17 protein-coding genes are annotated in these 18,499 nt (G+C 57.1%); 5 read left to right on the top strand and 12 right to left on the bottom strand.

What is annotated here, in order from left to right:
- Window positions 1–40: 40 nt before the first annotated feature.
- The 10 genes from murG to mraZ form a co-directional block, all read right to left on the bottom strand.
- The gene (gene murG / locus Dvar_RS03340; RefSeq protein ID WP_419660314.1) at window positions 41–1,159 is read right to left on the bottom strand and encodes an undecaprenyldiphospho-muramoylpentapeptide beta-N-acetylglucosaminyltransferase; all 1,119 of its coding nucleotides are present in this window, start codon (window positions 1,157–1,159) and stop codon (window positions 41–43) included.
- On the bottom strand, window positions 1,146–2,276 hold the full coding sequence (gene ftsW, locus Dvar_RS03335; protein ID WP_419660313.1) for a putative lipid II flippase FtsW: 1,131 nt from the start codon (window positions 2,274–2,276) through the stop codon (window positions 1,146–1,148). The genes murG and ftsW overlap by 14 nt, the downstream gene beginning before the upstream one ends.
- Entirely contained in the window at window positions 2,273–3,634 is a 1,362-nt protein-coding gene (gene murD / locus Dvar_RS03330; protein ID WP_419660312.1) for a UDP-N-acetylmuramoyl-L-alanine--D-glutamate ligase, read from the bottom strand. Before murD ends, ftsW begins: the two co-directional genes overlap by 4 nt.
- A gap of 15 nt (window positions 3,635–3,649) precedes the next feature.
- Window positions 3,650–4,729: a phospho-N-acetylmuramoyl-pentapeptide-transferase gene (gene mraY / locus Dvar_RS03325; protein ID WP_419660311.1), complete on the bottom strand. Its 1,080-nt coding sequence runs from the start codon at window positions 4,727–4,729 to the stop codon at window positions 3,650–3,652.
- A gap of 70 nt (window positions 4,730–4,799) precedes the next feature.
- Window positions 4,800–6,215, bottom strand: a complete 1,416-nt coding sequence (locus Dvar_RS03320; RefSeq protein ID WP_419660310.1) for a UDP-N-acetylmuramoyl-tripeptide--D-alanyl-D-alanine ligase — start codon at window positions 6,213–6,215, stop codon at window positions 4,800–4,802.
- The gene (locus Dvar_RS03315) at window positions 6,212–7,756 is read right to left on the bottom strand and encodes a UDP-N-acetylmuramoyl-L-alanyl-D-glutamate--2,6-diaminopimelate ligase (protein WP_419660309.1); all 1,545 of its coding nucleotides are present in this window, start codon (window positions 7,754–7,756) and stop codon (window positions 6,212–6,214) included. The genes Dvar_RS03320 and Dvar_RS03315 overlap by 4 nt, the downstream gene beginning before the upstream one ends.
- The gene (locus tag Dvar_RS03310) at window positions 7,753–9,489 is read right to left on the bottom strand and encodes a peptidoglycan D,D-transpeptidase FtsI family protein (RefSeq protein ID WP_419660308.1); all 1,737 of its coding nucleotides are present in this window, start codon (window positions 9,487–9,489) and stop codon (window positions 7,753–7,755) included. The genes Dvar_RS03315 and Dvar_RS03310 overlap by 4 nt, the downstream gene beginning before the upstream one ends.
- The gene (locus Dvar_RS03305) at window positions 9,486–9,845 is read right to left on the bottom strand and encodes a cell division protein FtsL (protein WP_419660307.1); all 360 of its coding nucleotides are present in this window, start codon (window positions 9,843–9,845) and stop codon (window positions 9,486–9,488) included. The genes Dvar_RS03310 and Dvar_RS03305 overlap by 4 nt, the downstream gene beginning before the upstream one ends.
- Window positions 9,845–10,780 (bottom strand): 16S rRNA (cytosine(1402)-N(4))-methyltransferase RsmH, encoded by a 936-nt coding sequence (rsmH, locus tag Dvar_RS03300; RefSeq protein WP_419660306.1) that lies wholly within the window; start codon window positions 10,778–10,780, stop codon window positions 9,845–9,847. Before rsmH ends, Dvar_RS03305 begins: the two co-directional genes overlap by 1 nt.
- A gap of 3 nt (window positions 10,781–10,783) precedes the next feature.
- Window positions 10,784–11,230, bottom strand: a complete 447-nt coding sequence (mraZ, locus tag Dvar_RS03295) for a division/cell wall cluster transcriptional repressor MraZ (RefSeq protein ID WP_419660305.1) — start codon at window positions 11,228–11,230, stop codon at window positions 10,784–10,786.
- A gap of 472 nt (window positions 11,231–11,702) precedes the next feature.
- Between mraZ and Dvar_RS03290 the strand changes: the two genes are divergently transcribed.
- From Dvar_RS03290 to Dvar_RS03270, 5 genes are all read left to right on the top strand, one after another.
- Window positions 11,703–12,401 (top strand): hydroxyacylglutathione hydrolase C-terminal domain-containing protein, encoded by a 699-nt coding sequence (locus tag Dvar_RS03290; protein ID WP_419660304.1) that lies wholly within the window; start codon window positions 11,703–11,705, stop codon window positions 12,399–12,401.
- A gap of 102 nt (window positions 12,402–12,503) precedes the next feature.
- A complete protein-coding gene (locus Dvar_RS03285) occupies window positions 12,504–13,196 on the top strand; it encodes an HD domain-containing protein (protein WP_419660303.1) in 693 nt (230 codons plus the stop codon).
- A 6-nt stretch (window positions 13,197–13,202) separates the two neighbouring features.
- Complete coding sequence (locus Dvar_RS03280) at window positions 13,203–13,880, top strand: hypothetical protein (RefSeq protein ID WP_419660302.1); 678 nt, start codon at window positions 13,203–13,205, stop codon at window positions 13,878–13,880.
- 145 nt (window positions 13,881–14,025) lie between these two features.
- The gene (locus Dvar_RS03275; RefSeq protein ID WP_419660301.1) at window positions 14,026–15,276 is read left to right on the top strand and encodes an IMP cyclohydrolase; all 1,251 of its coding nucleotides are present in this window, start codon (window positions 14,026–14,028) and stop codon (window positions 15,274–15,276) included.
- Window positions 15,277–15,409: 133 nt separating this feature from the next.
- Window positions 15,410–15,682 (top strand): HU family DNA-binding protein, encoded by a 273-nt coding sequence (locus Dvar_RS03270; protein ID WP_419664062.1) that lies wholly within the window; start codon window positions 15,410–15,412, stop codon window positions 15,680–15,682.
- 259 nt (window positions 15,683–15,941) lie between these two features.
- On the opposite strand, the gene ltaE is transcribed toward Dvar_RS03270, so the two are convergent.
- Window positions 15,942–16,979, bottom strand: a complete 1,038-nt coding sequence (gene ltaE / locus Dvar_RS03265) for a low-specificity L-threonine aldolase (protein WP_419660300.1) — start codon at window positions 16,977–16,979, stop codon at window positions 15,942–15,944.
- Window positions 16,980–16,987: 8 nt separating this feature from the next.
- Complete coding sequence (gene hisD, locus Dvar_RS03260; protein WP_419660299.1) at window positions 16,988–18,310, bottom strand: histidinol dehydrogenase; 1,323 nt, start codon at window positions 18,308–18,310, stop codon at window positions 16,988–16,990.
- Window positions 18,311–18,499: the final 189 nt, after the last annotated feature.

The raw sequence follows: 18,499 nt of genomic DNA, 5'->3' as shown, positions 1-18,499 counted from the left end.
TCCGCGTTCCATCGATCCTGAACATGGAAAGTGCTTGGGTTTAGGATGTGTTGTCCAGCAATTGATAACAGTCATCCGCAATGGCCTGGGCGGCATTGGGCTTGCCCAGCGCCCTGGCGTGATCCGCCATTTCTTCCAGCCGTTGCGGCGCGGCGGCCAGCGCGTCCAGTTGCCCGGCCAGCCACGGTCCGCTCAGGTCACGTTCCAGCACCAGCATGGCCGCCCCCTGGTCAACCAGGCGCTGTGCATTGTGCGCCTGATGATTGTCCGTGGCAAAGGGAAACGGGATAAACAATGCCGCCTTGCCCAAAGCCGTCAACTCGGCCACCGTAGTGGCCCCGGCCCGGCAGACCACCAGATCCGCCGCGTGGTAGCGGGACGCCATATCGTGGAAAAAGGCCTTGACCTCGGCATCCACGTCTGCTGCCTGATACGCTGCGGCAACCTTATCCTGGTCCGCCTCACCGGTCTGGTGGACAATCCGCATACGGTCTTTTCGTTTCAGATGCGGCAAGGCCTCCATAAACGCCAGATTGATAGCATGCGCCCCTTGGCTGCCCCCCACCACCAGGACGCTGAAACGGTCTTTTTCGCCTGCTGGCAGGCTGCGCGCATCCAGAATCTCCTGGCGGATTGGATTGCCGGTAAAGCGCTTTTTAGGCAGCCCGACCGTGCCTTTGGTATCATCGAAGCTCACATAAATCCGCTTGGCCAGCGGGATCAGCATCCGGTTGGTCATACCGGGAACACTGTTCTGTTCACACAGCACCACCGGAATGCCCTTGAGCCAGGCGGCCAGGGCCACCGGGCCAGCGGAATACCCGCCCAGGCCAACCACCAGATCGGCCTGGGTGTCGCCCAGGATGCCCAGCGAGTGCCAGACCGCGCCGGGAATTTTCAGCATGGCCCGCATCTTGGGCCAGATCCCCCGGCCCTTGATGCCTTCGATGGCGATGACGCGCTGGACAAAGCCCGCCCGGGCCAGGGCCGCTTTCTCCAGGGGTCTGCCGGCGCCCACAAACAAAATCCGGCTCTGGTCGTTGCGGTGGACAAAAACAGTGGCCACGGCAATGCCGGGGAACAGGTGTCCACCCGTGCCCCCACCGGCAACGACTATGCTTAGCGGCCGCCAGGCCGTATTGGCTTCAGTATCTGGCATCGCGCGCCCCGATGTTCATCATGATTCCCACCGCCGCCATGTTGATTAAAAGACTGGTGCCGCCGTAACTGAGAAACGGCAATGCCAACCCCTTGGTGGGCAAAAGCCCCAGGGTGACGCCCATGTTGATGCACACCTGCAGACCAATGGCCACCGTAATGCCCATGGCCAGGAAGGCGCCAAAAGGGTCCTGGGCATGCCGGGCAATGCGAATGCCCCGCATCAGCATAATGCCGTAAAGGATAATCACGATCATCACCCCGATCAGCCCCAACTCTTCTCCGATCACTGAAAAAATAAAATCCGTGTGCGGTTCGGGAAGGTAAAACAATTTCTGATACCCCTTGCCGATCCCCGCGCCGGTGATACCACCGGTACCAAAGGCCATGAACGAATGCACGATCTGATAGCCCGCATCGCTTGAATGCTCCCAGGGATGCAAAAAACTCATCAGCCGCTTGACCCGGTACTCGGCCTGGTTCATGAGAAGCCAGATCAGGGGGAGGAAAAGCAAAATCACGCCTAAAAGATGGCTGAGACGGCATCCGCCGACAAAAAGCATAATCCAGGTCAAGGCGGCAAAAATCACCACCGAGCCAAAATCCGGCTGGGCCATGAGCAGCAGGAGCAGCACCCCCAGAACAATCAGGTGAGGCAAAAAGCCCACATAAAAATCACGTAGCAGTTCGTCCTTTTTGCTCATGGAATAGGCCAGATAGATGACCAGCGCCATGCGAGCCAGCTCGGCCGGCTGAAAACGAAGCGGACCGAACTGCAGCCAGCGGGTGGAGCCACCGGCACTCACCCCCCATCCGCTGAAAATCACCGCCACCAGCATGCCGATCCCCAGCAAAAGGACCGGATAGGTCAACAGCCGGTAAAGCCGAAAAGGGATGTAACTGAAGCCCACCAGCACGACGATACCGGCAAGGGAAAACATGGCCTGGCGTTTGAGAAAATAGTAGTCACTGCCAAATCGTTGAAGCGCCAGGGCGGAACTGGCACTGTAAACCATAATAATGCCCATGCCCACCAAAAGCAGCACAGGAAACAACAACCCCAGGTCATAGGCCACGGGCTGGGTCGTATCCCGGTTGCGCTTGGCTGCCGTGTTCATCGCATTCGCTCCACAATTTGCCTAAATCGTTCGCCCCGCTGGGCGTAACTGGTAAACATGTCAAAGCTGGCACAGGCGGGTGAAAGCAATACCGTGTCACCGTCCACCGCCGCGTCAAAGGCCTTTTGCACCGCTTGCTCCATGGAATCGGCTTCGAGAATACCGTGGCCGGGATCACCGGCCAGGGCCGTGATGATCTCGTCTTTGGCCTGCCCCATGGCCACCAGGGTTTTCACCCGGTGATGGACCAGGGATTTAAGCCTGCTGAAATCGCCCTTTTTGTTCAAGCCCCCCATGATCAGCACCACCGGTCGGTCAAAACACTCCAGGGCGCGTTTCACGGCATCCACATTGGTCGCCTTGGAATCGTTGACGAACCGGATCCCGCGCACCGTCCCCACCGGCTCCAGCCGATGCGCCAGTCCCTTGAACGTATCGATGGTCTGCTGGATACCGCTATCCGTGGCCCCCTGCTCCCGAGCGGCCAGGCAGGCGGCGGCAATGTTCTCACGGTTATGGGGCCCGATGAGGGCGGTCTGATCCAACGCATAGGACCCCACCGGCCGGCCTTCTGCGAACAGCAGGATCTTGTCCTTTAAAATCTGCGCCCCATTAACCACCGCCTGGTCCGAAAACATCTGTCGCCGGGCTTTGGGCGGATGCTTTGCCAGCATCGCCGTCACCGTGGCATCCAGGGCACTGAAAATGGCCGCATCCGTGGGATGTTGATTCTCGAAAATCCGCCATTTGGACTCGGCGTAAGCCTCGAAAGAGGCATATCGATCCAGATGATCATCGGTAATGTTGAGCATCACAGCGGTTGACGGCCGGAAATCAACAATGGTGTCCAACTGGAAACTACTCGTCTCGGCCACCACTACATCGGCTTTTCCATGCAGCCCGTCGGCATAGTCGGTCAACGGGGTTCCGATATTGCCTCCCACGAACACTGTTTTTCCGCTGTTCTTCAACATTTGTCCCAGTAGCTCCGTTGTCGTGGTCTTTCCGTTGGTGCCGGTCACCGCAATAACCGGCTCAGTGATGTTAGCGGCCGCCAGTTCCATTTCTCCGATCACCGGCGTGCCGTTGGCCCAGGCCGGTTCCAGTACCGGCTGAATATGGGGAACCCCGGGGCTGAGCACCACCAGATCGGCGGTCTCAAAATCCGTTGGGTCATGCCCCCCCAGCTTCAGGGTCAGATTCAATCCGGCCAAGGCGGCGACACTGTCGGCCAGTGCGTCCGCTCCCTTGCGATCCGTTACCGTCACCCGGGCGCCCCGGTGGGTCAGAAAGCGTGCCGTGGCCACACCGGACCGTCCCAGTCCAACCACCACGATACGCTTGTTCGAATAATTCATGAATGTCCCCTACCGTTAGCGCAGTTTCAATGTACTCATGGAGATCAACGCCAGGGCAATGGCGATAATCCAGAAACGGACAATGACCTTGGGCTCCGGCCACCCCTTTAATTCAAAATGATGATGCAATGGCGCCATGCGGAAGATACGCCGTCCTTTGGTCATTTTGAAAAAGCCCACCTGAAAAATCACCGACAGCGCCTCGATCACAAACAAGCCGCCCACCAGGACCAGGAGAATTTCCTGCTTGGTGATCACGGCCACGGTGCCCAGTGAGGCCCCCATGGAAAGCGATCCCACATCGCCCATGAACACTTGCGCCGGATAGGCATTGAACCATAAAAATCCCATGCCCGCACCGACCAGGGCCCCGCAGTAAACGGTGATTTCTCCGCAACCCGCCACCGGTGTGATTTGCAAGTACTCGGCAATGCGCGCATGGCCGGCCGCATAGGCAAAAATCATGTAGGTTCCGGCAGCCACCGCGACCGGTCCGATGGCCAGGCCATCCAGACCATCGGTCAGATTGACAGCGTTGGACGCACCAACGATGACAAACGCCGCAAAAAAGATATATCCCCATCCCGGGTCAGGCGTCAGCCGTTTGAAAAAAGGGACACTGATCTGGGTTGAGAAATCAGGCACCCAAAAGGCCAAAGCCCCCACCAGAAGCGCCAGAATCACCTGCAGGAGCAGTTTCTGACGGGCGGTCAACCCTAAGTTGCGTTTTTTCACCTGCATCAGGTAGTCATCGACGAACCCGATCGTCCCGAATCCAAGGGTCGCCAAAAGGGTGATCCACACATAGGGATTGGTCAGATCGCCCCACAGCAAGGTGGATCCGACCACGGCAAAAATGATCAGTACACCGCCCATGGTCGGTGTGCCGGCCTTTTTTTGATGATCCTGAGGACCGTCCTCGCGGATATACTGCCCCACCTGCAACATGGAAAGCCGGCGGATCACCCAGGGCCCCAGGAAAAAACAGATCAAAAATGCCGTCAGACTGGCATAAATGGTCCGAAAAGTAATGTATCGGAACACATTGAACACCGCCACACTGGTATGCAGCGGGTATAAAAGGTGATAGATCATGAGGTATCGATGATTCCTTATTTATATATACGAACGCCATCGGCCAGTGTGCCTGCCGGCATGGAAAAAATTATTTGTCGTCCGCCCAATCGCAAACGGCCTCAACCACGGTCTCCATGGCCATTCCCCGCGAGCCTTTGACCAGCACGATATCGCCGGTCTCAAGATCCGCTGCGAGCTGATCGGTAAGGGCGGGTTTAGCGTCGCTGACGATTCGATCCGGGGCCATGCCGCCCTGCCGGGCCCCGTCGGCCACATCCTGTGCAAACGCACCGGTCACATAGAGCCGGTTAATCCGGTGATCACCCACGGCCCGGCCGATTTGTCGGTGCAGTGCCTCGGCCTGGTCGCCCAATTCCAGCATATCCCCCAAAACGGCAATGGTTCGGCGCTGGCCGCCCATGCGGGCCAGGGTCTCGATGGCGGCCGCCATGGAGGCGGGGTTGGCGTTGTAGCTGTCGTCCACGAGCCGGATGTCCCGGCCTAATGTGCGAATGCCCATGCGTCCGGCCTGGGGGACAAAGGCCTCCAACCCGGTCTTGATCCGATCCAGGGCAATCCCCACGACCTCACCGACGGCTGCCGCGGCCAGGGCATTGAATACCATCACGCGGGCCGGCGTGGCCAGGGTTACGGGAAGGCTGCCGGACGGTGTGATCAAGGTAAAAGCCGTTCCCGCATCGGTGAGCACGATATTCTCAGCTCGTACCTGAGCTTTTGCGGTGGTACCGTAATAGACCACCCGGTGCGCGAACCCATCGGCCATGGCCGCCACCAACGGATCATCGGCGTTTAAAACAGCCGTGCCGCCGGCCCGGATGGTGGCCAGCAGTTCTGCCTTGGCGCGGGCAACATTGGCAAGGCTGCCCAGCCCCTCCAGATGAGCCGGTCCCACATTGGTGATCACGCCCACATCCGGCTCGCAGATGCCGCCCAGGTAAAGGATCTCTCCCGGGTGATTCATGCCCAGTTCCAGTACCGCCGCCTGGTGATCCGGTGCAAGCCGGAACAGGGTCAGGGGCAGCCCGATGTGGTTGTTCAGGTTGCCGGTGGTGGCCAGGGTCGTCAACTGCTGACCGACAACCGTTTCCATCAGCGTACGGGTCGATGTTTTGCCATTGGACCCGGTCACGGCCAGAACCGCAAGCGCTCCCCGCCGGCGGTTGAAGCGTGCCATGTCTCCCAGCGCCCGTGTGGTATCGTTCACACTCACACATACCCGGCCGTGGGCCGTCATCTGATCCACGGGCAACCGCCCCAACTGGGCGGCATCCACCACCACGCCGGCCACCCCGCGACCCAGCACATCGGTCACAAAACGATGCCCGTCATGGGTTTCACCGGCAATGGCCACAAAAAGCTGACCCGCGACAATGCTGCGCGAATCAATGCCGATACTGCTAAATGCCGTCTCAGGCGCCCCGGATAAAAGGGTCCCGCCGGTGGCTTGCAAAATGTCCGCCGCTGTCCATGCATAAGGCGTCATGATGGCGGCCCTCCGGTGCTGTGCATATCGGCTAAAATCTCGCGAGCCACTTCCCGGTCGTCGAAGTGGATCGTCCGATCGGCCAGGATCTGATACGTCTCATGCCCCTTGCCGGCAATCAGCACGGCATCGCCTTCGTGGGCGGCCTTAATAGCCAGCCGGATGGCGGCCCGCCGGTCCGGTTCCACCAGGTATTCGCTGCCCTGACGGGAACGCTGTATTTCACCGATCTTTATTCGCTGCCCGCCGGCCTTGCGCACCCCGGCTTCCACCTGGTCGATAATGGCAAGCGGATCTTCCGAACGGGGATTGTCCGAGGTCACCACCGTCAGATCACTGAGCCGGGCGGCGATTTCTCCCATCACCGGCCGTTTACTGGGATCACGGTCCCCACCGCAGCCAAACACGGTAATCAGGCGGCCGCGGGTGAGTTTACGAAGGGCGCCCAGGGCATTGTCCAGGGCGTCCGGTTTGTGGGAGTAATCCACGAAAACGAAGCGCTCGCCGCCCTCCATGATCCGTTCCAGGCGCCCGGGCACGCACCCGCTGGCATGGATACCGGCGGCGATGGCGGCCGGCGCGATGCCAAGGGCCAGGGCCGCCCCCGTGGCACTGAGAATATTGTCCAGATTGAAATCCCCCACCAGCGGAGAATTAAATTCAATATCGCCCCGGGGTGTGCGAATAATACCGCGCAGCCCCGTTAAATCCCGTGTTGCCTGTTGGATGGTGATGTCACCAACGCCTTTGGCCGCACTGCGCAAAGCCGCCGCCCCCAATATCTCTGCCAGCAGCCTGCCCTTGGGATCATCCGCATTGACCACGGCACGCACCGCCTGCCGGCGGTCGGCCGGCTTGAGATAATCGACGAACAGCCGGCGCTTGCAGCGCCAATAGTCCTCAATATCCTTGTGATAATCCAAATGATCGTGACTCAGGTTGGTGAACACGGCCAGATCGAAACGGCATCCGTCAACCCGCGACAGATCCAGGGCATGCGAAGAGACCTCCATGACCGCATGGGTGGTGCCAAGATTGACCATCTGCCGGAAAATATGCTGCAAATCAGCGGATTCGGGCGTGGTCACCGGGTTGTCAAAAACCTTTCCGGCGTACCGGTAATTGATTGTTCCCACCACCCCGGGCCGGTAGCCGGCCTTTTCCAGGATACCTTCCAATAAATAGGTAACCGTGGTCTTGCCACTGGTACCGGTCACCCCCACCAGTGTCATCTGGTCGGCGGGGCGGAAGTAAAATTGTACGGCCAACCTGGCCAACGCGGCTCGCGGATCGCTGACCTGGACCACCGCCACATCGGCCTGGACCGGCTTGCCGCACACCACGGCCACAGCACCCCGGTCCACAGCATCGGGAATGAACCGGTGCCCATCCACGGAAAACCCCGCGACGGCCACAAACAAGGCGCCGGGAACGACCCGCCGCGAATCATAACACAGGGCGGTAACCTCCGGGTCGGCATCCGCATACCGCTGGTCGGTGACGATGCCGCTTAAGGTTTTCATGAGCACTGAAAGTTTCATCCGTTGGCTCGGTTTCCCCGGGACACGCGCAACCGGTCGGCGTCGGGTCCCGGTGGGATGTTGAGATAACTTAAGGTTTCCAGGGCGATCTGGCGGAACGCCGGTGCAGCCACAATGCCGCCGTAGTCCTTTTTTTTGGGCTCGTCCACAACCACCAGAATGGCCAATTCCGGCTGGTCCACCGGAGCAAACCCCAAAAAGGAGGCAAGGTATTTCCCTTTGGCATAGGTACCGCTTTTGTCAATTTTCTGGGCCGTGCCGGTTTTGCCCCCCACGGTGTATCCTTTGAGCGCGGCATTGACACCGGTCCCCCCTTCGCTGATCACGGATTTTAAAATTTGTCGCATGGTGGCCGCGGTTTGTGGGGAAATCACGCGCCGCACCGTTTCAGGAGAAAACGCTGCAACCGCCTGGCCGTTGCGATCAACGATGGCCTTGACCAAGAGCGGCTTCATGAGTACGCCGCCATTGGCGATGGCCGATGCCGCCGTGATCAGCTGGATGGCCGAAACAGAAACCCCCTGCCCAAAGGAAATGGCCCCGGTGTCGATGGTCGACCAGGTATTGAACGCGCTCAGACTACCGGACGTTTCTCCAGGACAGGAGATGCCGGAGCGCTGACCGAAACCGAAAGCGCTCAGGTAGGCATACAATTGCTGAGCCCCCAGCTTTTGAGCCATTTTGACCGAGCCGATATTGCTCGAGTACTTCACAATCTGCTGCAGGGACAGCCATCCATGGGACTTGGTGTCATGGATGATGTTGCGGCCGATACGATACTCACCGTTTTCACAATAAAAAATGGTCGACGGGGAACAGGTCCCGCTATCAATGGCAGCCGCCACACTGAACATCTTCATCGTCGAACCGGGTTCGAATGAATCGGTCATGGCCCGGTTGCGCCATAATTCTCGGTCGAACTGCCCGTAGCGATTGGGATTATAAAAAGGATAGTGCGCCAGGGCCAGCACCTCACCGGTCGCCGGCGCCATGACCACGGCCATACCGGATGCCGCTTCAAATTCAGAGACCGACGCTTCCAGCGCTTTCTGGGCAATATGCTGGATGGCGCGGTCGATCGTGAGTACGACGCTGTTGCCCTGTCCCAGATGGGCCGGTATTTCAGCCCCTTCAAAACGGCGTCCCAAGGCATCTTCAAGAACCGTGATTTCCTTTTGCGTGCCTTTCAAGGTGGCATCAAAGTAAAACTCCATGCCCTCCAATCCATGGCCGTCAATACCGGAAAACCCCACCAGTTGGGCGGCCAGGGTTTTGCCTGGATAGACACGGGTATGCTCGGGAATGAAATCGATACCGTCAAGGGCCAGGGCCTTCACTTGATCCGCCTGCTTGGGCGACGCCTGCCGCTTGATCCAGACAAACGATCGCTTGGGATTCAACTTTTCATCGATGCTGTCGGCGGGTTGCCCCAACACCTGGGCCAGCTGTGCCGCGGTCCCCTGACGATCCTTGATCCGACGGGGATAGGCGGCAATGGAAGGGCTTTCAATGCTGACGGCAAGGGGGTTACCGTTGCGATCGGTGATGGCCCCGCGTTTGCCTTCGACCACCATATTGCGTTCGTATTCCCTGGCGGCCCGTTCGGAAAGCCAGGCGCCCTCGAACACATGCAAGCGGATTGCCTGGGCACTGATAACGAGCAGCACAATCGTAAACAGAATGCCGACGATGCCAGCCCTTAGCCGTGTTCGATGAATGGAGGTAGTGGTCATGGTAACATTACCCTTTGATGAGAATCCGGCATCACCAGCCCCAGCCGTGTTCGGGCAATGGCTTCGATCCGTTCCGGCGACTTGAGCCGGGCCATTTCAATATTCAACGAATTACACTGCTTGAGCAGCGCCTCTTGTCTGCGCATTTCATGATCGATGCCGTAGCCGGCATTGACGCATTGCACCCGGCACCAGGCATACAGCAGGGCTTCAGCGAACAAGAAGACCATGAGTATGATCCAAAGACCGGTATGGGTTTTTCTGGGCGGCGGCACCTTTCTATTCTTCGCGCCCATGACCTTTTTTTCGCTCTGCCCGGCCCGCTGATGGGGCGGGGCACTGACCAATCCAATCATTATAATTTCTCCACCCCTCTCAGCCGCGTACTGCGTGCCATGGGGTTGCGCTGAATCTCTTTCGCTGATGGCCGGACCACTTTGCGGGTCAACACCTTGACCGTGGGACGCCGCCCACAGACACATTGGGGAAACGACGGTGGACAGGTACACGGTCGTTCCATGGTCCGGAACCGGCGTTTGACAATCCGGTCTTCCAGCGAATGAAAAGCCAGCACGCACAGGCGCCCACCGGGGTTAAGCAGATCCACGGCCGTTTCCAGGAAACGGTCGAGCACATCCAGCTCCCGGTTTACCGCAATGCGCAACGCCATAAACACCTTGGTGGCCGGGTGAATTTTCCGACGCCTTGCTGCGGCCGGAACCGCCTCGACCACCAGCCGGGCCAATTGACCGCTGGTGGTGATCGGTGTCACCTTACGTGTTGCCACCAAGTGGCGGGCGATGCGCATCGCCCAACGTTCTTCGCCATATCGGCTGAAGACCGTCGCCAGTTCCCGCTCACTCATGGATGCGACCATGTCGGCTGCGGTTGTCGCATTACGCGCATCCATGCGCATGTCTAACGGCTCGTCACGGTTAAAACTGAACCCGCGCCCACTGGCTTCTATCTGATGCAGGGAAAGTCCGATATCGATAAGAATGCCGTCCACGGCATCAATGCCTAGTTGTGAAAGATACAACGGAAGGTCCACAAAATTGCCGTGGACAATGTGGATCCAGGGAACACCGATGGGAAGCACGCGATGGGCTTGATCAATGGCATCCTGGTCCTGATCGATACCGATGAAGGTCCCGCCAGGGACAATTTGTTCACAGATCAGCCGGGCGTGACCGCATCCTCCCAAGGTGCCATCCACAATGATTTTGCCCGGCTGGCACGCCAGCATTGCCACCGCTTGGTCGCGCATGGCGGTGACATGATAGACTGACATGCGTTAAAGCCCCAGTTGGGCAATCTCCTGCCGTACCTGCTCATCGCCCAGATCAATATCCATTTGTTCGTTTTCGTGATCCCACTTTTGCTTGGACCAGATTTCGAAACGGTCGATCACGCCGACCAATACGATCTCTTTATCCAGTTCGGCGTATTTTTTCAGGGCTGGTGGAATCAGCACCCGCCCTTGGGCGTCACATTTGCATTCCTGGCAGCTTCCGATGAAAATGCGCTGAAAACGACGCATGAAGTCGCTTTTTTGGGGAAGATGAAGTATTTTATTTTCAATTTCGGTCCACTCATCCATACAATAGGCAAAAAGGCAGCTATCCATACGCGTAATCATGATCAAATCCTGGCCGGTATTTGCAATGATATCCCGAAAACGGGACGGTATAATAATCCGCCCTTTTTTATCAATGGTATGAAATGAGCTGCCTCGGAACATTGGTCACCATTTTCATCCACTTTGATCCACTTATAATAAATAAAAATATAAAATTTACAAGGTGTCAAGGGAAAATTAAAGCCTGAATACAAAATTTTACTAATAATTTTTGAAAGTTAAATACCAGCGAATGGGATGCCAATAATGGTGGAGGAAAGTGGAGGGTAGTCTCAAATCCGCCTGACCGCAGTCCTGGCCCATCACTGCCTCGCTCAGGGCCCCGACGATTTCTCAAGGCTGCCCGGTGATGCGCCTTACCTTTTAATATTATATTTGATTTTTCATTATTCACCTTGCCGTCCGGCCAATGTTGACCCAATCAATATCAAAGACATGCCAAAACGGGTCGACCAACTGTTGACTTGGCGACGGTGAACATTTAATCTAATCGCACGACTGGCAAACGCATCATGGACATGCCGATTGCAGCAAGTCGTATCATTCTTCCACTTGATCTGCGTAAAACAAACGAATGAAAATCAAACAATTTTTTTATGGTGGCGACAATCTGGGGTATCTGTTGGTTGCCAATGCAAAAGCGTTGGCCATCGACGGCGGCGCCGTGGATGAAATACTTGCCTATGTTACCCAACACGGCCTATCCCTTACCGCCGTGACCAATACCCATGGTCACGAAGATCACACGGCGGGCACCCAGCGATTGGTTGCGGCATCCGCTGCCACCTTTCTCGATCACCACCGGTTTGCCGACCAACAGACGATTGATCTGGGCGGTGAAGCGGTGATCGTCCGCCGCACACCGGGCCATACCGAAGATTCGGTCACCTTTGCCGCCGACGGTTTTCTGGTTACCGGCGACACCTTGTTCAACGGCACGGTGGGCTATTGTTTCTCGGAAGATCTGAACGCATTTTATCATTCCATCCGGATGCTGATGGGTTACCCCGGCTCCACGCGCATCTACGCCGGCCATGACTATGTCGAGGCGTCATTGGCCTTTGCGCGCCACCTGACACCGGACAATCCAGCCATTGATGCCGTTGCTGCCCGTTACGACAAACGTCATGTTTTCTCCACGTTGGATGATGAGCGAGCGGTCAACCCCTACCTGCGGTTCAACGACCCGGAGATTATCGCTTTGATCGCATCGCTTGGTCTGCCCACCGACACGGAGTATCAACGATGGGAAGGTGTCATGGCCTTTGAATGACCCAAAACGGCCAAGCAACCGGTAATTTTCGACCCAACATCAACGCAGTGATCCGCTGCGCCGGCTTTTGCCGGTAGACGATCAAAGGACGGTAAACCATTCATGACCCATCGCCCCTGCCGTACCTATGCCGCGGCCCCCTTGCCGGACGACGCTCTGCCCCTGTTGTCCCATATTCGCGAACAGGCCCGGGGCCACTTTTCTCAGGTTCGAGGAAGCCATGACTGGGACCATACCTTGCGCGTGCATCGCCTGTGTCGGCGCATCGGCATCGCCGAAGGCGCGGATTTGCTGGTCGTCGAAGCCGCCGCATACCTGCATGACATCGGCCGCGCCGATCAGGACCGCACTGACGGCAAACGCTGCCATGCCGAGACCGGTGCCATCATGGCCCGGGAAATACTATCCGAGATGCCCCTTGACGCCAACCGCCGGAAGAATATCATCCACTGCATTGCCGCCCATCGCTTCCGCCGGGGGGAAGGTCCCCGAACACTGGAAGCAAAAGTGCTCTTTGATGCGGACAAGTTGGATGCCATCGGCGCCATCGGGGTGGCCCGGGCCTTTTTGTTCGCCGGGGAACTGGGCGCCCGATTGCACAGCCCGGAGGTGGATGTTGCCCAATCACCGGCCTACTCCGTCAATGATACGGGATATCGTGAATACGTGGTCAAGCTGTCCAGAATCCGGGAACGCATCCTCACCCCCACCGGCCGCCGGTTGGCCGATACGCGACATCGATTCATGACCGATTTTTTCAACCGCTTTCTGGAAGAATATAAAGGAGAAAGGTAAAAACGAATGACAATGAACGTTGTAGAAAAAATTGACAATCAAGTCAAAATCAACCACGTGCTGATCAGTGTGTCTGATAAAAGCGGGCTCGAGACATTTGTTCCCCGGCTGCTGGCCGCCAATCCGGACACGCGGATTTTTTCCACCGGGGGCACCTTCGCCAAACTAAAAGAGATTCTGGGGGATCAGGCGGCAGGATGTCTCACCCAGGTTTCCGACTACACCGGTCAACCGGAAACCCAGGGCGGGCTGGTCAAAACCCTGGACTTTAAAATCTATCTTGGACTTCTCACCGAAACGTACAACGACGCACACCAGGCCGATCTGAAACGAACCGACAGCTTGCCCATCGATATGGTTGTAGTCAACCTCTACCCATTTCGGGAAACCATCGCCAAAGCCGGCATTACGCCGGAAAACGCCCGTGGCAACATCGATATCGGTGGCCCCTGTATGATCCGTGCGTCGGCCAAGAATTTCATCCGCGTGGCATCGGTCGTTGACCCGGACGACTATGGTCGCATTGCCGATGAGATGGCCGCCGGCAATGGCAGCATATCCCTCGACCTGCGCTACCGGCTGGCCTGCAAAGCCTTCGATCACACGGCCGCCTACGATACGGCCATCGCCAGATATCTGGCCGATACCGACGTTGAAGCGGTCAAAAACGCCTACACATTCTGAGAAATGCCTCTAACCAGAATGAACACCCCATGGGTAGATGCGTTTTTACTGTCAACGAACACTATCAAGCTTACTGTGCAGCGCGTGAAACCAGCGCTTTCACGCGTATTGATTTGCACCTTGAACTGACCAAAGGAGCAGTATTATGGCTGATGATCTGAAAAAGATGTACCGCACCATCATGGATGACCACTTCCCCCCCCAAATGGAGGTCAGTTTCGTAGACCAGGAGAAGCGCCAGACCCTGTTTTATGAAAAGGTGACCTGGACCATCGACGGCGTTCAAAAGGGCTTGCGTTACGGTGAGAATCCCGGTCAGGAAGCGGCCTTGTACCGGATGGTCAACGGCAATCTGATATTGGGTGAAACCGAAACGATTCAGCCCGGCCAGTATCTGGCCTCGGACATCGAACTGCTTCAGTCCGGCAAGCATCCGGGGAAAACCAACCTGACCGACGCCGACAATTCTCTCAACATCCTGCGCTATTTTACCAACCGGCCCACTGCAGTGATTGTCAAACACAACAACCCGTGCGGCGTCGCCCAGGCCGACAGCCTGGAAAACGCCTACGTCAAAGCCAACCTGGCGGATCGGGTGGCGGCCTTTGGCGGCTGTATCGCCCTCAACCGCAGCGTGGATAAAGCCACCGCCGAAGCCGTCTGCAACCAGTACGCAGAAGTGGTCGTGGCACCGGACTTCGAGTCAGGGGTAATGGACATCTTCTCCCGTAAAAAGAACCTGCGCATCATCCGTATCGGCAATATTGAGCGATTGCAGGAATTCGTCGGCAAACGCTGTGTTGAATTCAAGAGCCTGATCGACGGCGGCATCATCGCCCAGTGGTCCTTTGTCCCCCAGGCCCGGTCGCGCGCAGACCTTGAACCGGCCCGCTGTGAAGTTGACGGAAAAGTCTATGAAACCAAGCGTATGCCCACCGATAAGGAGTACGAGGATTTACTTTTCGGTTGGCTGGTCGAGTCAGGCGTCACGTCCAATTCGGTTCTTTATGTCAAGGACCTGGCCACCGTGGGTATCGGCACCGGTGAACAGGATCGTGTCGGCGTAGCGGAAATCGCCCGTGACAAGGCTTACCGTAAATTGGCCGACCGCTACTGTTTCGAGGCCTGGCAGATTCCCTACAACGATCTGACGGACAAGGATCGCAAGGCCGAAATCGATGCCCGCGTGGCGGATGAGAAAGGCGGGCTGATCGGCGCATCCATGGTCAGCGACGCCTTCTTTCCCTTCCGGGACGGGGTGGATGTGGGCATCCGCGAAGGCATCAGCGCAGTGGTTCAACCCGGTGGTTCGAACAATGACTACCAGTCGATTGAGGCCTGCAACGAGGCAAATGTGGCCATGGTCTACACCAAACAGCGTAGTTTTAAGCATTAAAATGCATTTTCTTCCCACAAACCCTTGTTTCATGCGGTTTCGCTGTTGACACGGTTTCAAAATTGCTGTAATGCCGAATTATAAGCGTAAGTATTTGGTCGACTGTTTACACCCATTTTACAAGGAGGAAATGATGACTAAGGCTGAATTGGTTGAGAAAATGGCTTTGGATGCCGGCATTACCAAAGTCGCGGCGTCCGCTGCATTGGACTCATTTACCACCAATGTGGGCAAGGCGCTGAAGAAAAAAGACGGTAAAGTGACCTTGGTAGGATTTGGCACCTTCATGAAAGTGCGGCGCAAAGCTCGCAAGGGACGCAATCCGCAAACCGGCGAAGCCATTAAGATCAAAGCTGCCAACGTTGTAAAGTTCAAACCGGGGAAGAAGTTAAGAGACGCTGTCTGATGATCCTCGTCATGATGTTGAAAAGGCAGCCGGTATGGTTCATGAGAACCCGCAGGCTGCCTTTTTCTGCCTGAGCCAACCCGAGACAGGACGTTAGCAAGAACACTACCTATTGTTATTTATACAAAAAAAAGCTTTTCAAAGAGACATTCTGGAAGTCACCAAGTGTTGAAAGCATCTTTTCTACCCATCTCGAAAAGGTCTGCAAAGTAGCAGGGTGGTGCAGAAGATCGTTTTCCCCGATTTCATCAACAAGGTATCAGTTCGACATGAGGCGGCTGAATATCGCCAATGCCCGATCTACCTGGGCACGGGTAATATGATAATGCAGCACGGCTCTGATCTGATGGGGTGCCGTGGGTAGTACACGTACGCCTTCGGCCTGAAGATCGGCAGCCAAGGCCGGGGCGGACAGGCCTTTTTTCTCCACCTCAACGTAAACGATATTGGTGGTGACCGCATCGGGATCAATCCGCAAGCCGGGTATCTGGGAAAGCCCTAAGGCCAGGGTCCGGGCATTGGCATGATCCTCGGCCAGCCGATCGACCATCTCGCTGAGCGCCACCAAACCAGCCGCGGCAATGATGCCGGCTTGGCGCATGCCGCCGCCAAGCGATTTGCGAACTCTCCTGGCCCGGGCGATAAATGCTTCATTCCCGCAGACGATCGACCCCACGGGGGCGGCCAGTCCTTTACTCAAACAAAAGGTCACCGAATCTGCCGCAGCCACCAGTTGGTCCGTATTCATGCCCAGCGCCACGGCCGCATTGAAAATGCGGGCCCCGTCAATGTGCAGTTTCAACCCATGCCGTCTGGCCAGGTCACCCACGGCCGCCGTGTAGTCCAGTGACAACGGCGTGCCCTGGCAACGATTGTGGGTATTTTCGAGAATAACCAGTCGCGATGAAGGAAAATGCACATCGTCGGGGCGAATGGCCGCCTCGATCTTCTCCAAAGCAATGGTGCCGTCCGGATTGTTGGCAAGGGTCCTGGGGTGAATGCCCCCCAGAGCGGATGCACTGCCCTGCTCGTAAAAGAAGACATGCGACTGGTCCCCCAACAAGGTTTCATCGCCGCGGCCGCAGTGGGCTAGCTGGGCCACCAAGTTTCCCATGGTTCCGGAAGCGACCAGTAGCGCGGCGGGTTTCCCCATGCGCTGGGCCGCCATTGCTTCCAGTCGATTGACCGTGGGGTCTTCCTTAAACACGTCATCCCCTACCTCGGCCTCGGCCATGGCTTTTCTCATGGCCGGCGTCGGCCGGGTAATGGTATCCGAACGCAAGTCGATCGTTTCCATATCCGTTTTCAGCCTTTTTGTGTGGAAGCGGTTTTATCCAAACGCACCTGGATGGCATTGGCGTGGGCACCCAGCCCTTCGACATTGGCCAGGCAGATGATATCCCGGGCCTCTTTTTTAAACGCCGCCGGTGAATATTGAATCAGGCTTGTCTTTTTCATGAAATTATCTACCGACAAGGCGGAAGAAAAACGCGCCGTACCGGCTGTGGGAAGCACATGGTTGGGACCGGCCACATAATCTCCTACCGGCTCCGGCGTATAGTGCCCTAAAAATATGGCCCCCGCGTTATGAAGCCGCGGGGCCAGGTCCATGGGATCGGCGACTTGCAGCTCCAGATGTTCAGGAGCGATTTGATTGGCCAGCGAAATGGCGGCATCCAGGTCGTCTACGACCATAATGGCGCCAAAGTCACGCCAGCTCTGGGATGCAATGTCCGCTCGGGACAAGGCCGCCAGCTGTGTCTTGACCGCCTCGGCTACCGCTTCGGCCAGTTGCGGGGAATCGGTGACCAGAACTGCCGAGGCCAGGGGATCGTGCTCGGCTTGGCTGAGAAGATCGGCGGCAGTAAAATCCGGATCGGCGGTGTTGTCGGCAATAACGAGAATTTCACTGGGCCCGGCGATCATATCGATGCCCACCGTACCGGCCACCATCTTTTTGGCCAGGGTCACAAAGATATTTCCGGGACCGACAATCACATTGACTTGGGGGATAGTCTGGGTGCCGTAGGCCAGCGCTGCAATGGCCCAGGCACTGCCCACTTTATATACGGCATCGACCCCGGCTTTGCTGGCGGCCACCAGAAGATGGGGCGCCACGGTCCCGTCCGCCGTGGGTGGTGTTACCATGACGATGTTGGACACACCGGCGATCTTGGCAGGAATCGCGCCCATCAGTACGGAGGAAACCAACGGGGTGGTGCCCCCCTTGGCGCCCGGCACGTAGATGCCGGCCGCATCCACCGGATGGACCATCTGCCCTACGAGCGTGCCGGGACGCCCGGTATCAATCCAGGATTTGGGCAACTGCTGGCGGTGAAAGCGTTCGACTTGCGCGGCGGCGCGATTGAGCGCCCGCGTGAAGGACCGGTCGACTTTTTGCTTGGCAGCCGCCATTTCTTCAGGTGTGACGGCCAGGGCATCCGTGGTCATCTGCGGTGCATCGAACTTCCGGCAGTATTCAACTAGGGCCTGATCACCATTTTTCCTGACCTCGCCCAGAATTTGGGTCACGGTCTGAACATCGGCTTTTCTGAAATCAATCGTGCGGTCGATGATGGATTTCATCTTTTTTTCGGCCGCAGGAGATGGATAGTGATAAATCTGCATGAAATCATGTCCTTTCTGCGTAATGGGTAGCCTTCATTATTGTGGCTGAGCACTATTTGTCAATAGAACCCGGATAAGATGCAGGGCAATCGCATGGAAGTCAGGTTCTTCGGCATCGCTATCGCTATCGGGTTCGGAATCGAAAACATATAACAGTGTGCCCTTGTTTATCGATTAAAAGTCGGCGAC

The sequence above is a fragment of the Desulfosarcina variabilis str. Montpellier genome (assembly GCF_048565275.1).
GTDB lineage: Bacteria > Desulfobacterota > Desulfobacteria > Desulfobacterales > Desulfosarcinaceae > Desulfosarcina > Desulfosarcina variabilis.
The sequence above is the reverse complement of the archived record's forward strand: the minus strand, read 5'-3'. Positions and strand labels throughout refer to the sequence as shown.

Coding starts and splice junctions, on each gene's coding strand:
- hisD (WP_419660299.1), bottom strand. CDS start 18,310: ATGCAGATTTATCACTATCCATCTCCTGCGGCCGAAAAAAAGATGAAA.
- Dvar_RS03320 (WP_419660310.1), bottom strand. CDS start 6,215: ATGACGCCTTATGCATGGACAGCGGCGGACATTTTGCAAGCCACCGGC.
- Dvar_RS03285 (WP_419660303.1), top strand. CDS start 12,504: ATGACCCATCGCCCCTGCCGTACCTATGCCGCGGCCCCCTTGCCGGAC.
- murG (WP_419660314.1), bottom strand. CDS start 1,159: ATGCCAGATACTGAAGCCAATACGGCCTGGCGGCCGCTAAGCATAGTC.
- mraY (WP_419660311.1), bottom strand. CDS start 4,729: ATGATCTATCACCTTTTATACCCGCTGCATACCAGTGTGGCGGTGTTC.
- rsmH (WP_419660306.1), bottom strand. CDS start 10,780: ATGTCAGTCTATCATGTCACCGCCATGCGCGACCAAGCGGTGGCAATG.
- murD (WP_419660312.1), bottom strand. CDS start 3,634: ATGAATTATTCGAACAAGCGTATCGTGGTGGTTGGACTGGGACGGTCC.
- Dvar_RS03280 (WP_419660302.1), top strand. CDS start 13,203: ATGACAATGAACGTTGTAGAAAAAATTGACAATCAAGTCAAAATCAAC.
- ftsW (WP_419660313.1), bottom strand. CDS start 2,276: ATGAACACGGCAGCCAAGCGCAACCGGGATACGACCCAGCCCGTGGCC.
- Dvar_RS03310 (WP_419660308.1), bottom strand. CDS start 9,489: ATGACCACTACCTCCATTCATCGAACACGGCTAAGGGCTGGCATCGTC.
- Dvar_RS03270 (WP_419664062.1), top strand. CDS start 15,410: ATGACTAAGGCTGAATTGGTTGAGAAAATGGCTTTGGATGCCGGCATT.
- Dvar_RS03275 (WP_419660301.1), top strand. CDS start 14,026: ATGGCTGATGATCTGAAAAAGATGTACCGCACCATCATGGATGACCAC.
- ltaE (WP_419660300.1), bottom strand. CDS start 16,979: ATGGAAACGATCGACTTGCGTTCGGATACCATTACCCGGCCGACGCCG.
- Dvar_RS03305 (WP_419660307.1), bottom strand. CDS start 9,845: ATGATTGGATTGGTCAGTGCCCCGCCCCATCAGCGGGCCGGGCAGAGC.
- Dvar_RS03290 (WP_419660304.1), top strand. CDS start 11,703: ATGAAAATCAAACAATTTTTTTATGGTGGCGACAATCTGGGGTATCTG.
- mraZ (WP_419660305.1), bottom strand. CDS start 11,230: ATGTTCCGAGGCAGCTCATTTCATACCATTGATAAAAAAGGGCGGATT.
- Dvar_RS03315 (WP_419660309.1), bottom strand. CDS start 7,756: ATGAAACTTTCAGTGCTCATGAAAACCTTAAGCGGCATCGTCACCGAC.